Below are 13,811 nucleotides of genomic sequence, written 5' to 3'. Positions count from 1 at the left end.
TTTAAAGACAATGTATTTGGCAAAAGGTTGCATTTCGTGTTTTTTTAATTGTTTATGGTCACAATTCCCTTTTCCCCTTGTATGGAAATACTCCCTTTCCGTTCCTTTCCATAAGTGGCATCAATTTTTCGAAGCCTGCGGCCTTTGTCCAACATTTCGGAGCTGACGTTCTCAAAAGATTTAGGCAAGCGTACCACACCTTGCTCCAAGGTTGCCGTAAAGCGGTGGGAGAAATGGGTAACCGTTAGCGTGATATCCGCAGATTCCTGCTGTATGGCTATTGCAGCAGATGGATTTGTGATGGCATACACTTGAAAATCCGCAATCTTCATATTCATATCCACATCGCCCGTCAACCGTTCCAATTTGAATGTGGTGAATTCCAAGTTTCCAAATAGAGATCCTGCTTCGTTTATAGCGATATGGTCTTTGTTCGAATACACTTCCAAGGAATTCACCAAATTGGCATGGATTTCCGTACCATCACTTCGCAAACGTAGGTTTTTGGAATTTTCCATGTTCAATTCCCCAATTTTCAAGTCTATATCCGCATAATTCAAATCCTTGGCACGGACTTTCCCATACCTCAAAACAATATCCGCCTTGTTCAGATTTTCCCCGATCCACAGGTCACCATGCTCGATCAAGGTATTGAGGGTTCCCATACAATTTTCAATGACCACATCCCCAAAACGGTTGGTGATCTTGAGTCCGGCCTTTGCAGGAAGGTAGACCTCATAATCTATTTGTACATGGCTGCGATCAAAGTCAATGGGGTTGGCCTTATTTAAAATATCGGCAAACCATCCTGTATTTTTATTGGCGATTTCCGAAACAATGGAAATATAGCCGTTACTGGTTTTGATCTTTGGGTTGATACGCTCCAGTAAATCCTCTGCATTCTCCTTTTTACGATGGTTTACCGTAACCGAAATGTTCACCAGAACTTTGTTCTGGTCCCATCCCTTAAGCGTAATGTTCCCATATTTGTTCTCCAATTGAAACTCGCCCGAGTTCGTGAACGGGAAACTCTTTTCAATGGTTTTATATACCTTTTCCTGTGACCTGGCAGAATGCACCGAAATCAGCAGCAAGGCCATCCATAGGACCTTTCTATAACGTGTATCCATAATCATCTTCATCCGGTTTTTTAGATTCATTTAATTGGTGCAACAAATTCTCAATGAGCTCGATACGCTTCTTGTAGTTGCCCACAATGGCTTCCAGCACTCGTTCATTGTCAAGGTTTTTTTGCATTTCCTTCTTAAGGACTTCATATTCAGCGTCGAGTTCATCCATGAAGGACAGGAACTCTGCTTTGTTTTCTTCGGAAAGGGACCGGTTGTTCTTTACCAACTGCACTTGGTAGGAGACCAAATCCTTGTAATACATATCTATTTCCATCAATTCTTTGGACGCGTACTGTGTTTTGTTGGCACTGTTGTTCAACACTGCCAGTCCAAAAAAAGAAGCAATGCCCAACAATAATAACACCGAAGCAGCCACGCGAAACACGGGTCTTTTCCAGAGAGGGATTACCTTGGGTTTTTCTTGATGCAGTTCTTCTGAAATCTTGGCCCACATTTTGTCCTTGTCCGCCCTTCGTTCGTTGAATTGTGCTGCATGGTCCCTAATATGTTTTTCAAAATTGTCCATTACAGTTCATTGATGATTTCCAATAATTTTTTCTTGGCCCTGTGGTATTGCGATTTTGAGGTACTGGTAGAAATACCCAAAATCTCCCCAATTTCCACATGGTCATATCCTTCAATCAAATACAGATTGATGATTTCCCGGTAACCGTCCGGGAGCAGGGCGATACCCTTCTTCACTTTATTTATATCCGTTGCCTCGGCCTCTACAGGTTCGTCATCCGTCAAATGGAACTCATGGGCTTCCATCGGTACCACGGGTATACGTTTGGCCTTTAGGTGGTTAATACTTTTATTAATGACAATCCGCTTCAACCATGAACCAAAACTACTTTCATACTTAAAGCTGTCCAGATTTTTAAAGGCATCCACAAAGCTGTCCTGTACAATATCCTCGGCATCTTCCGCATTGCCCAAAAAGCGGAACCCCACGTTGTACATAGCATCCACATAGCAGGAATACAGCTCGTATTGCGAGTTGCTATTGCCGGCTTTGCATTGCTCCACTATGGCCTTATGCGTAAATCGGATGTCGGTTTCCAATAGTTTAGGTTGATGCCTTGTCTCTTGCTAAAGACAACCGCAAAAGTAAAGGGTTGCACCATGAAGAAAAAAAACTTGTAAAAATCTATCGATTGTAAAATATGAAAAGAAAGATCCCATAAAAAAGCCAGTGTATGCAACCCTTCCTTTTTTGACCTGTCTATGATGGTGAAAATTTCAAGTACAACCATCAAAACATCAAAAAATGAACAGTAAATCACAATTGGACCCAGCAATCAAATGTACCGTTTGGTTGCTGTGGTTTTTCTTTTTGGGCTGTATCCTTGCCATAGGCCAGACCAGCCACACCATTAGCGGCACCATTACCGACAAAAGCAATGGGGAGACCCTATTCGGTGCTTCCGTGTTCTTGAACGGCACTACCATTGGTGGGGTCACCAATGAATATGGATTTTATTCCGTAACGGCACCGGAAGGCGAGTATATATTGAGCATTTCATACATGGGATATAGCGAAATCCGAATGAAGATCCATTTGGACCACGACATTAAAAACGATGTGGAAATTTCCGAATTCTCGACCGAACTGGATGAAGTGGTCGTCACCGCAGACGAACCGGAACGAGCCATATTGCGAAAACCTGAAATGAGTGTGGTGAAGATGAATATAGGTACCGTTAAACAAATGCCCGTGGTTTTGGGGGAATTGGATGTGCTGAAATCCCTTCAAATGTTACCCGGCGTTACCAATAACGGAGAGGGGACCGGAGGGTTCCATGTGAGGGGCGGCGCACAGGACCAGAACCTCGTGCTGCTAGACGAGGCCATTATTTACAACACTTCGCACATGTTTGGGTTCTTCTCGGTCTTCAATGCGGATGCCATTAAAGATATGAAACTCTACAAAGGCGGTATTCCGGCTAGCTTTGGGGGCAGGGTATCTTCCGTATTGGACATTCGACAGAAAGATGGGAACAGCAAAAACTTTGAACTGAACGGGGGTATCGGGGTTATTTCGAGCCGACTGACGGCAGAAGGGCCTATTTTTGGGGACAACGGTTCCTTTTTAGTCGCCGGTCGCCGGTCCTATGTTGATCTATTGCTCAAGGCTGCGGGAGAAGAAAACAGTGTCAGTTTCTACGACCTGAACCTCAAGACCAATTACAGTATCAATCGTAATAACAAGCTTTTTTTGAGTGGTTATTTTGGCCGCGATGCCTTTAAACTGGGCAACACTTTTGATAGTAGTTATGGGAATTCCACGGGTAATCTGCGTTGGAACCACATATTCAACGACCGGTTGTTTTCCAATCTTTCGGCCATCCTAAGTCGATATGACTACGACTTGGAGTTCGCACAGGAGGAATTTGATTGGGTATCCTCCATCACCAACTATAATCTTAAATATGACTTTAAATATTATTTAAGCGACGCCTTCAAATTGGATTTTGGAATCAACGGTATTTATTATGATTTCAATCCTGGGGAAGTAAGTCCCACCGCCGAAACATCACCCGTAAATCCGTTAAAACTGGACCAGAAAAAAGCCTTTGAAAGTGGGTTGTATCTAAGTGCGGAGCACAAACTCAGCCCTAAACTCACGGTACAGTACGGATTGCGATACAGTGCTTTCTCTCGATTGGGCGGACAACCCATAAACACCTACGCAAACGATCAGCCCGTGGTGTACAATCCTGAATTGGGCATTTATGAAAGGGGTGAAGCAACAGGGGAGACCAATTTCGCTAAAAGTGATGTTATTAAAAGCTTTGGTAATCTTGAACCCAGGGTTTCATTGGCTTACCTTCTGGATGAGGAATCGTCCCTAAAAGCAGGTTTTTCCCGCACTGCCCAATACATTCATTTGTTGTCCAATACATCGTCCGCAACTCCTTTGGATGTTTGGACCCCCAGCGGCCCCTTTATTAAGCCACAGTTGTCCAACCAATATGCGTTGGGATACTTTCGCAATTTTACGGACAAGATGTATTCGCTGGAAGTAGAGACTTACTATAAAACCGTGGACAATAGAATCGATTACATAGATGGGTCCGATTTGATCGGTCAAAATACCATTGAAACTGAAGTTTTGAATGGCGAAATGCGGGCCTACGGACTGGAACTCCTCCTTCGGAAGAATGAGGGCGACTTTACGGGATGGATTGCGTACACCCTTTCCAAATCGGAACAAAGGACCTTGGGAGGAACGGCTGGTGGGCCAGGCATCAACAATGGCGACTGGTACAGTACTTCTTTTGATAGGACCCACGACATATCCGTATCGGGGGCCTATCGTTTGGACGACCAATGGAGTTTTGGGACCAATCTGGTTTTTCAAACAGGTAGACCGGTAACTTATCCCAATGGGCAATACGTATACGAAGATTTGTCCATAGCCAGTTATGCCCCCCGAAATTCGGATCGTTTGCCAGCTTACCATCGCTTGGATGTTTCGGTCAATTACAAACCAAGAAAATATCAGAACAAACGCTTTAAGGGAGAATGGGTTCTCAGTATTTATAATCTGTACAGCAGAAAAAATGCCGCTTCCATCTCCTTTGGACAAAACTTGGAAACCGGGGCCAACGAAGCCACCCGAACCGCCATTTTTGGCATTGTACCCTCATTGACCTACAACTTTAAATTTTAAATCATGAAAACATTGAAAAAAATCATATTGCCCGTAATTATTATTGCTTTTGCCTCTTGTGAAGATGTAGTGGATGTTGAAGTACAAGAAGGCCCAAAACGATTGGTAGTGGAGGCATCCTTGGATTGGGAAAAGGGAACCGAAGGAAATATTCAGACCATCCGCCTGCGCGAATCCACTCCATTTTTTAACACCGATACCGACACTGGGGTAATAGGCGCCTCCGTAGTGGTGACGAACAATAGTAGTGGCGACAGCTACATTTTTGCTGATCAGGGCAATGGCGAATACCTGACCACGAATTTTGAACCCGTTCTGGAACAGACATATTCCCTTAGGATCGAATACAATGGGGAGGTGTATACCGCAACCGAGACCATGACCCCTGTGACCGACATCACCCGTGTTTTTCAAGACCGGGAAGATGGATTTGACGACGAAGTGTTGGAAGTCCATGTAGTGTTTACCGACCCTGAGGAAGAAGGGAACAACTACCTGTTAAAATTTCAGCGGGAAGGTGATCTGCTGCCTGATTTGGAAGAAGGGGAGGATGAATTCGTGAACGGTAACGAGATTGACTGGTGGTATGAAATCGAGAAGGATGAGGATACCCATACAGAACCTTTTAAACCCGGCGATGTAGTGAATATTGAAATGCACGGGATTTCAAGGGCTTATTACGATTATATCAAGATTTTGATCTCCCAATTGGGCGGTGTGGGGCTTTTTGAGTCCACCCCAGTGGCCGTAAAAGGTAACTGTATCAATAATACAAATCCTGACAACTATGCGTTTGGGTATTTCAGGTTAACACAGGTCGTAAAGACCAGTTACACTTTTGTAGAAGAATAGTTTAGGTTGGCTTGATGCCAGGCGTCGGGTTTCTAGGGCTCGGCGCTTTTTTTGTCCGTAGCGTTAAGTTTTTTCTAAAGCCCTCGCCGTTACAGGGAAATGCTTTAATTTTATGTGATGGCTATGAACACAAGAAAAGGATTTCGTTTTACAACGTACGAAGCTCCTGACCAAACCCCGTTCGAAAAACTCTTCGAGATTTTCCAGGAACTGATTACCCATACTTCGGGTGATGTAGAAGAAGCTTTGGACTGGCTCCGTGAGCTGGACAAAGAATACGAGCTTACCGATGACGATTACACCATAGATGATTTTATTGAAGACCTGAAGGCCAAAGGATACATCCGCGAAGAATTTGACATGGATGGCGAAAAGGGCGGCGATGATGGGGAAGAAGGTGATGAAAATCCGGCAGACGGAGGCCTGTCCATGACGGCCAAATTGGAACGCATGCTGCGTCAACGCGCCTTGGACCAAATCTTCGGTAAGATCAAACGGAGTGGCTCCGGCAACCATCGCACCGGAAAATCGGGTAGGGGAGACGAGCATACCGGAGAGTTTAGGGAATATCGCTTCGGGGATTCCTTGGAACATATTTCCATGACGGAAAGTTTGAAAAATGCCCAAGTCAACCATGGGTTGGACACTTTTTCCATGAGCGAGGAAGATTTGGTGGTGGAGGATACCCAGTACAAGGCGCAAATGAGCACCGTACTGATGATCGATATCAGCCACAGCATGATTTTATATGGGGAAGACCGAATCACTCCGGCGAAAAAGGTAGCCATGGCATTGGCTGAATTGATAACTACCCGGTATCCCAAGGACACCTTGGATATTTTAGTTTTTGGGAACGATGCCTGGCCCATTCCCATCAAAGATTTGCCTTATTTACGAGTAGGTCCGTACCATACCAATACCGTTGCCGGATTGCAATTGGCCATGGACATACTCCGTAGAAAGCGGAACACAAACAAGCAGATTTTCATGATTACGGACGGGAAACCTTCTTGTATCCGACTTCCCGATGGAAGTTACTACAAAAACAGTGTGGGGTTGGACGACTATATCGTGGAGAAATGTTATACCATGGCACAACAGGCCAGAAAATTGCACATTCCCATTACCACCTTTATGATTGCTGAAGATCCATTTTTGATGCAGTTTGTGCGCGAATTTACCAAAGCGAATAAGGGCAAGGCATTTTATACTGGGTTAAAGGGATTAGGGGAAATGATATTTGAAGATTACGAACAGAACAGAAAACGACGAATTAAAGGATAAAGACCATATGAAATTGGATCATACCAAAATAAAGACCTTAGGCCAATTAAAATTGGCTGGATACCAAAGTAAAAGCATCAAGGATGAATTGCGCGAAAACCTTTTGGCCAAAATCTCCAAAAAAGAAGAAGTTTTTGAAGGAGTTTGGGGTTATGAAAATTCGGTAATCCCAGAATTGGAGCGAGCGATTTTATCACGACATAACATTAATCTATTGGGACTCCGTGGGCAGGCCAAGACCCGATTGGCCCGTTTGATGGTACAACTGCTGGACGAGTGGATGCCTGTCGTGGAAGGTTCGGAAATCCACGATGATCCCTTGAACCCCATTTCACGATTTGCCATAGAGCTCATCAAGGAAAACGGGGATAATACCCCGGTGGAGTGGATTCATCGGGATGAGCGCTTTTTTGAAAAACTGGCAACACCCGATGTTACCGTAGCCGATCTGATCGGAGATGTGGACCCCATCAAGGCGGCAAATCTTCGTCTTTCCTATGCAGATGATCGGGTAATCCATTTTGGGATGATCCCAAGAGCCAACCGGTGCATTTTTGTCATCAATGAGTTGCCCGATTTGCAAGCTCGGATTCAAGTGGCACTCTTCAACATCCTGCAGGAAGGGGATATCCAAATCCGTGGCTTTAAGTTGAGGCTGCACTTGGACATTCAATTTGTATTTACAGCAAATCCCGAAGATTATACGAACAGGGGAAGTATCGTGACTCCTTTGAAGGACCGAATCGGTTCACAGATTCTTACACATTATCCTGAAAGTGTGGAAATTGCCAAAAAAATCACCAAACAAGAGGCCCAATTGGACAGCAGACAATCGGATATCATTTACGTGCCAGAACTCGCTATGGACCTTTTAGAGCAAATCAGTTTTGAAGCCCGAAAAAGCGAATACGTGGATGCCAAGAGTGGGGTAAGTGCCCGAATGAGCATTACCGCTTTTGAAAATTTATTGAGCACGGCAGAACGCAGAGCCGTATTGGCAGGAGATTCTAAAACCTCTGTTCGTTTGAGTGATTTTATGGGAGTTATCCCATCCATTACCGGAAAAATTGAATTGGTTTATGAAGGAGAGCAGGAGGGAGCAGGCTTTGTGGCCGAAACCTTGATCGAAGATGCCATCAAATCGTTGTTTCCCAATTTTTTTCCGAAGATAGACAAACTACAGCGCAAGGAACAGGAAACCGAATATGATGAACTCGTCAATTGGTTTTTTGACAGCGAAGGCTTTGATCTTTTGGATGATGAATCCGAGACTTCCTATAAATCAAAACTCGACTCCATTGGCCCGCTCAATCAACTTATCAAACAATACCAACCCGAAATTTCCAAAGAGGATTCCTATTTTTTGAAGGAACTGTTACTTTGGGGACTGGTCATCCATAAAAAACTCAGCAAACACCGTTTTGAACAAGGATTCCAGTTCAAAGACTTATATGGCAGCTATATTCGTGGGTTATAGCCTTAGTTTTATTGCCAAATGTTAAGGTTGTCGTTATAGTTTTCAAAGTTGTAGATGCCTACATATCGCCTTCTTAGCCAAAAAGTGTAAATAGTTAGAATGGGCAATATACTGTAGAGCACCAAGGTAACCGTAGCTATAGGTTTAAAGGTAGCCGGAATCACATGTTCCCTATATTCCTTAACGGAATTGAGCACCATGATACTGTCATAGATCTTGAAGACGTATACAATCATGATGGCGTAGAGCACATACTCAATATTACGCATTTTGGGATCTGGCAATTCTTCTTCAGAAATCTTGAACCAAACCACATACAGGTATAAAAAATGCACCGTGGAAAGAATTGGGAATATGTAATTGTCCGGTTTTAGGAAATAAAATTTGTTGGTGTACACACCATAAAAATTTAGGACAATCAAGACCAATAAAATAGCTAAAGAAGCCAGTATGTTTCTTTTCCAGGTGATGATTTTTGAAATTGTATTCATATTAAACTGTGATTTGGGAGTCTAATTTGATATAAAGTAAGCAGATAAAAATGAAAGGATTTAATCTAATCGACAAACAGTGGGCAATGTCAGATAATCAGAAAAATCTGATAATAAAACCTAATTATTCATCAAATAAAAGTTGATTTTAGATCAGTCGAAAAGGTCGGAAGACAGATAGCGATCACCTCGATCACATACAATGGATACAATGGTTCCATGGTCCAACATTTCTGCCAATCTAAAGGCTACAGTGGCGGCACCTCCGCTGCTCATACCTGCAAAAATGCCTTCTTCCTTGGCCAATTTTTTGGCCATTAGGGTAGCATCCGCCTCGCTTACTTCCATTACGGTATCCACTTTTCTTGGATCAAAGATTTTGGGCAAGTATTCTTGGGGCCATTTGCGGATGCCCGGTATTTTGGATTCATCCGTGGGCTGCACTCCCACAATCTGAATATTCGGATTCATTTCCTTCAAGAAAGTAGAAGTACCCATGATGGTTCCTGTGGTTCCCATACTGGATACAAAATGGGTGATTTGTCCTTCAGTATCCCTCCAAATTTCAGGCCCCGTTGTTTTGTAATGGGCTTTCCAGTTATCATCATTGGAAAACTGGTTCATCATGATGAATCCCTCATTCTTCACTTTGGATTCAGCGTAATCCCGAGCACCTTCAATCCCTACATCGGCAGGAGTCAAGGTAACTTTTGCGCCATAGGCACGCATGGTCTGTACACGTTCTTTCGTTGAGTTTTCGGGCATTACCAATTCAATATCCAAACCGAACAGACTTGCGATCATTGCCAGACCAATGCCCGTATTTCCGCTGGTGGCCTCTATCAATTTGGATGCCTTGGTAAAATCACCACGTTCCAAGCCACTCTTGATCATATTGTAGGCAGGGCGATCCTTTACGCTTCCACCAGGGTTATTGCCTTCAAGCTTAAAAAGTACTTTGACGTTCGGATTGGAATTCAATACTATGGACTCCACCAAAGGGGTGTTGCCAATAAGGTCTAGGATGCTTTTAGACATTTGGAGCTGTCTTTATTTTGATTTCAGGTGTGTGGAAAACTGTGGAATTTGGTGGCACCGAAGCGGTCACCCAGGCGTTACCGCCGATGATGGAATTTTCACCAATAACGGTCTTGCCCCCCAAAATGGTGGCATTGGCGTAAATGGTAACATTGCTCATAATCGTGGGGTGCCTTTTGGTCTTTTCCAGATTTTTGGCCACATATAAGGCTCCAAGCGTTACACCCTGATAAATTTTTACATTGTCGTGTATGATGGCGGTTTCGCCAATGACCACACCCGTAGCGTGATCGATAAAGAACGACTTCCCAATTTTGGCACCGGGGTTAATGTCCACACCCGTCTGTCTGTGTGCATATTCTGTCATCAACCTTGGAATCAACGGCACATCCTGAACATAAAGTTCATGCGCCAATCGATAAATGGCAATGGCATAAAAACCAGGGTAGGCCATGTAAATCTCCCGTATGGACAGTGAAGCCGGGTCGCAATTGAGAATGGCCTCCGCATCCAGGTTCAATTTTTCCAAAATCCCTGGAAGTTCGGAAAGATAGTTGTTCCATACTTGTGTGCTGGGGCGTTCCAATTCCCAACAAGCCATATCGATCAACCCATTGAACTTGTTTTCCAACAGCTCCAGATTCACTGCAACTGGGGTATTGGCGTCAAATAAGGTATAAAAAAGTGTATCCGTAAAGTCTTCTGTTTCTTGCTTCAATCTGAAATCCAGATAGGGCAACTTCTTGTGCCTGTTCAGCTCCGAGATAATTTTTTCCTTGTCCATACTACTTTTATTGTCTTAAAATTAGACAAATCCTTACCATACCCTATGGGAAAAGGCTAACTTTAGTTTAAAAATAACATATTATCGGTATATGGCGGCCCACAACACGATTTCCAAAGAAGTATTTGATTTTTTAAAGCAACTTGAAAAGAATAACAATAAAGAGTGGTTTGAAGCGAACAAGAAAGTTTTCAAAAAACATGAGGCTTCGGTGAAGGCCTTTTACGAGTCTGTTAAGGACAAGTTGAACCATCACGACGAGATCGAAAAGATGAAAATGTTCCGCATTTATAGGGATGTGCGTTTCTCCAAGGACAAAACCCCGTACAAGACCCACTTTGGAGGATCTTTTTCCCGATTGGGCAGTCATTTGAGAGGAGGGTATTATCTTCATTTAAAACCGGGCGGGTCTTTTTTGGCCACCGGATTTTGGGACCCGAACAAAGAGGATCTTTTCCGTATACGCAAGGAACTGGAAATGGATGCTTCCGAATTTAGGGAGGTCATCGGACAAAAATCCTTGAAATCTATTTGGGGCAACCTAAAGGGTGATACCGTAAAAACAGCTCCAAAAGGTTTTGATAGGGAACATCCTGACATTGACCTGATCAAGCACAAACAATATGTATTTGTCAGGGACCTGACCGACAAGGAAGTGCTTTCCGATTCTTTTTTGGAGGAGGTGGACCAATCGTATCGTGCCATAAGGCCGTACTTTGACCTTATGAGCGACATCCTTACCACCAACCTGAACGGAGAATCAATCCTGTAATAGGGCCTGATGGTCCAACAACAGGACCTGGTCTTTCAACCGTTCGATGACCATGTTCATCATCCGCTTGTTAAGGGCAGATGAATTGGAAATATACTCTTGGTATTCCTCCACCGTAAATTGTCCTATCACCATTCCCTTTAGGGAATTCCTGAACTTGATGTCCTTTTGGATGGCCCCTTCTATGAACTGCAGTTTTTTCTCAAGGGAAAGGTCATGGAATGCCCCCTTGTGCTTGGCGATGTAGTTCTTGAAAGCCTCTACCAATAAAAAGTTCTGAAGCTTGATGACGGGCCGCAAGGTTTGGTTCTGAAAACGTTCATCAAAACCCATTGCATTGTTGAAATGTGACTGTGGAATGTCTGGACGGATGTCCAAAAGACTCTTGGATCGTGAATCCATGGCTGTAAGTTTTATTAAAGTTACATATTCAAAAACCGTACAATTTTTGGGGCGGCAATAGTTTTTAACGATGTTATGAACAGCCAATGAAGCCTAGTACATCAAAACTTATTGAAATTGGAAATTATTCTGATAATTTGAATGTAAGTGGTTATTTCCTACTTTTAAACAATATGGGGTGCCAATTCCTATAGAAAACAAAATATTGGGCTCGCTCAGTGTATTTCCTATATAATGAAATGCAGACCTGCATATAAGTTGGGTAACATTTGAGAAAAATGATGAATTCGGTAAAAGATCTAATTTACTTCGATTATGATAAAGCAAAATCACTTAACAGTCAGTTGAGTGGTGGTATTATAAGCGAAATAACCCGAGCAATCGAAGAGCAAGGTGGGCTTCAATCTGAAGTTGGTTTTGACATAAAATTGTTAAAGGCAAAAGTTGGAGCTTCGGCAGATGAAAAAACAATAAAAACGGAAAGAATTGAACTCTATCACGAATTATTGAATGAGGTAGAAAATAAATTGACCGACAAAAATGTTTTAAAAGACTTAAATAATGCTTTGACTACTGATGGAACGACTTTTAATGACTTTTTAGGAAATGTTCCAAATTATACATACATAAAAGCTAATGGTTGGAGTTCTTTTGAAGATTATGGAAGATTCAAAAATATAATGTGTAGATACCCCGATCTTTAGGACAGTTTTTCTACAAAACCAATATAATTATCAAGCTGCTCTCTTGAATAGATCGATGGGTCTTTCATAGTCGATGGACTGATGTCTTCTTTCATGGTTGTAATAATCAAAGTACTCTGCCAATAACAGATAGAGTTCCATACCATCCTTTGGAGGGTTCAGATAGATTTTCTCATACTTTACATTCCTCCAAAGCCTTTCGATAAAGGCATTGTCGGTGGCCCTTCCCTTGCCGTCCATGCTCAGGCGTATTCCCTGACCCAAAACATAGTTGGCAAACTCCTCGGCAGTGAACTGGCTCCCCTGGTCCGTATTGAGGATCTCCGGTGTCCCGTGCTCACCTATGGTCTCTTCCAATGTTTCCCTGCACCATTGGGCATCCATGGAATTGGACACGCTCCAGTTCAGGACATAGCGGCTGTGCAGGTCGATGATGGCCACCAGATAGAGATATCCCTGTTGCATGGGGATATAGGTAATATCTGTGGCCCAGACCTGATTGGGCCTGTCAACGGTCAGGTTCCTCAGCAGGTACGGATACGTTCTGTGGTCCTTGCACCTTCGGGAGGTATGTTTTCCCGGAAGGACGGCCCTGAGGCCCATTACCTTGTAATAGAGCCGTTCGATACGGTTCCTGCTCACCTTGTACCCTCTGTCCCTGGTCAGCCAGATGTGCATCCGCTTGGCCCCTTTGAAGGGATGGTGGAGGTAATGCTCGTCCATCTCGCGCATGAGCCTCAGGTTCAGTTCGCTCTCGCCCCTTGGCCTGTAATAGAGCCCCGAGCGATGGACCGACAATGTTCTGCACTGCCTTGCAATGCTCATCTTGGAATGACCCTTGCGTATCATTTTTCTGCGTTCGGAGAGTGGTCTCAGCGCAAGGCGTCCTTTAAAAAATCGTTCTCGACCTTCAACTGGCCTATGGCCTTTAGAAGTTTGTCCTTCTCCCTTTCGGTCTCGCTGCGGGCATCCTTCTTGCCCGATTCGAACACCTGCTCGGCCCCATCAAGGAAATCGCGCTTCCAAGCGCTGATCTGGGTAGGGTGTATCTCGTACTTCTGGGCAAGTTCGGCAAGGCTATGCCGTTCCTTCAAGGCTTCCAGGACCACTTTGGTCTTGAACTTCGGGGTAAACTTTCTTCGTGTCATATTCAGTAAATTTAATGATTAAACTTACTGCCCTAGTTTTTGGGGTATCTACA

Annotated in this window: 15 protein-coding genes; 6 read left to right on the top strand and 9 right to left on the bottom strand. The window is 43.6% G+C overall.

Annotated features, from left to right (window positions below):
• Positions 1–44: 44 nt before the first annotated feature.
• Genes D2V05_RS04480 through D2V05_RS04470 form a run of 3 tightly spaced genes read right to left on the bottom strand, consistent with a single transcriptional unit; the run spans position 45 to position 2,195 of the window.
• The gene (locus D2V05_RS04480) at positions 45–1,136 is read right to left on the bottom strand and encodes a hypothetical protein (RefSeq protein WP_147378228.1); all 1,092 of its coding nucleotides are present in this window, start codon (positions 1,134–1,136) and stop codon (positions 45–47) included.
• Positions 1,114–1,656, bottom strand: coding sequence for a hypothetical protein (locus D2V05_RS04475; protein ID WP_119646338.1), 543 nt, complete (start codon positions 1,654–1,656; stop codon positions 1,114–1,116). Before D2V05_RS04475 ends, D2V05_RS04480 begins: the two co-directional genes overlap by 23 nt.
• Entirely contained in the window at positions 1,656–2,195 is a 540-nt protein-coding gene (locus tag D2V05_RS04470; protein ID WP_235855386.1) for an RNA polymerase sigma factor, read from the bottom strand. Before D2V05_RS04470 ends, D2V05_RS04475 begins: the two co-directional genes overlap by 1 nt.
• 205 nt (positions 2,196–2,400) lie before the next feature.
• Between D2V05_RS04470 and D2V05_RS04460 the strand changes: the two genes are divergently transcribed.
• The 4 genes from D2V05_RS04460 (at position 2,401) to D2V05_RS04445 (ending at position 8,419) form a co-directional block, all read left to right on the top strand.
• Positions 2,401–4,806 (top strand): TonB-dependent receptor, encoded by a 2,406-nt coding sequence (locus D2V05_RS04460; RefSeq protein ID WP_119646336.1) that lies wholly within the window; start codon positions 2,401–2,403, stop codon positions 4,804–4,806.
• A gap of 3 nt (positions 4,807–4,809) precedes the next feature.
• Complete coding sequence (locus tag D2V05_RS04455) at positions 4,810–5,658, top strand: DUF4249 family protein (protein ID WP_119646335.1); 849 nt, start codon at positions 4,810–4,812, stop codon at positions 5,656–5,658.
• A gap of 117 nt (positions 5,659–5,775) precedes the next feature.
• Positions 5,776–6,942, top strand: a complete 1,167-nt coding sequence (locus tag D2V05_RS04450) for a vWA domain-containing protein (protein WP_119646334.1) — start codon at positions 5,776–5,778, stop codon at positions 6,940–6,942.
• 7 nt (positions 6,943–6,949) lie between these two features.
• A complete protein-coding gene (locus D2V05_RS04445; RefSeq protein ID WP_119646637.1) occupies positions 6,950–8,419 on the top strand; it encodes a magnesium chelatase in 1,470 nt (489 codons plus the stop codon).
• An 8-nt stretch (positions 8,420–8,427) separates the two neighbouring features.
• On the opposite strand, the gene D2V05_RS04440 is transcribed toward D2V05_RS04445, so the two are convergent.
• From D2V05_RS04440 to epsC, 3 genes are all read right to left on the bottom strand, one after another.
• On the bottom strand, positions 8,428–8,910 hold the full coding sequence (locus D2V05_RS04440; protein WP_119646333.1) for a hypothetical protein: 483 nt from the start codon (positions 8,908–8,910) through the stop codon (positions 8,428–8,430).
• A 153-nt stretch (positions 8,911–9,063) separates the two neighbouring features.
• Complete coding sequence (cysM, locus tag D2V05_RS04435) at positions 9,064–9,948, bottom strand: cysteine synthase CysM (protein ID WP_119646332.1); 885 nt, start codon at positions 9,946–9,948, stop codon at positions 9,064–9,066.
• Entirely contained in the window at positions 9,941–10,732 is a 792-nt protein-coding gene (gene epsC / locus D2V05_RS04430; protein ID WP_119646331.1) for a serine O-acetyltransferase EpsC, read from the bottom strand. Before epsC ends, cysM begins: the two co-directional genes overlap by 8 nt.
• Before the next feature lie 91 nt (positions 10,733–10,823).
• Here epsC and D2V05_RS04425 point away from each other — a divergent pair, with 91 nt between their 5' ends.
• Complete coding sequence (locus D2V05_RS04425; protein WP_119646330.1) at positions 10,824–11,504, top strand: DUF2461 domain-containing protein; 681 nt, start codon at positions 10,824–10,826, stop codon at positions 11,502–11,504.
• Here D2V05_RS04425 and D2V05_RS04420 read toward each other — a convergent pair.
• Entirely contained in the window at positions 11,493–11,906 is a 414-nt protein-coding gene (locus tag D2V05_RS04420; RefSeq protein ID WP_119646329.1) for a glyoxalase, read from the bottom strand. The two genes, D2V05_RS04425 and D2V05_RS04420, sit on opposite strands and share 12 nt — an antisense overlap.
• Positions 11,907–12,184: 278 nt before the next feature.
• Here D2V05_RS04420 and D2V05_RS04415 point away from each other — a divergent pair, with 278 nt between their 5' ends.
• Positions 12,185–12,610, top strand: a complete 426-nt coding sequence (locus D2V05_RS04415) for a DUF6414 family protein (RefSeq protein ID WP_119646328.1) — start codon at positions 12,185–12,187, stop codon at positions 12,608–12,610.
• Between the two features lie 30 nt (positions 12,611–12,640).
• On the opposite strand, the gene D2V05_RS04410 is transcribed toward D2V05_RS04415, so the two are convergent.
• Positions 12,641–13,459 carry an IS3 family transposase gene (locus tag D2V05_RS04410; protein WP_119645567.1) on the bottom strand — a complete coding sequence of 273 codons (819 nt, stop codon included), beginning with the start codon at positions 13,457–13,459 and terminating at the stop codon, positions 12,641–12,643.
• A gap of 23 nt (positions 13,460–13,482) precedes the next feature.
• Positions 13,483–13,758, bottom strand: a complete 276-nt coding sequence (locus tag D2V05_RS04405) for a transposase (RefSeq protein WP_072882405.1) — start codon at positions 13,756–13,758, stop codon at positions 13,483–13,485.
• Between the last annotated feature and the right edge of the window lie 53 nt (positions 13,759–13,811).

This window comes from Flagellimonas pelagia, from assembly GCF_003584135.1.
Classification (GTDB): Bacteria; Bacteroidota; Bacteroidia; order Flavobacteriales; family Flavobacteriaceae; genus Flagellimonas; species Flagellimonas pelagia.
This window is presented reverse-complemented; position numbering and strand designations above follow the sequence as displayed.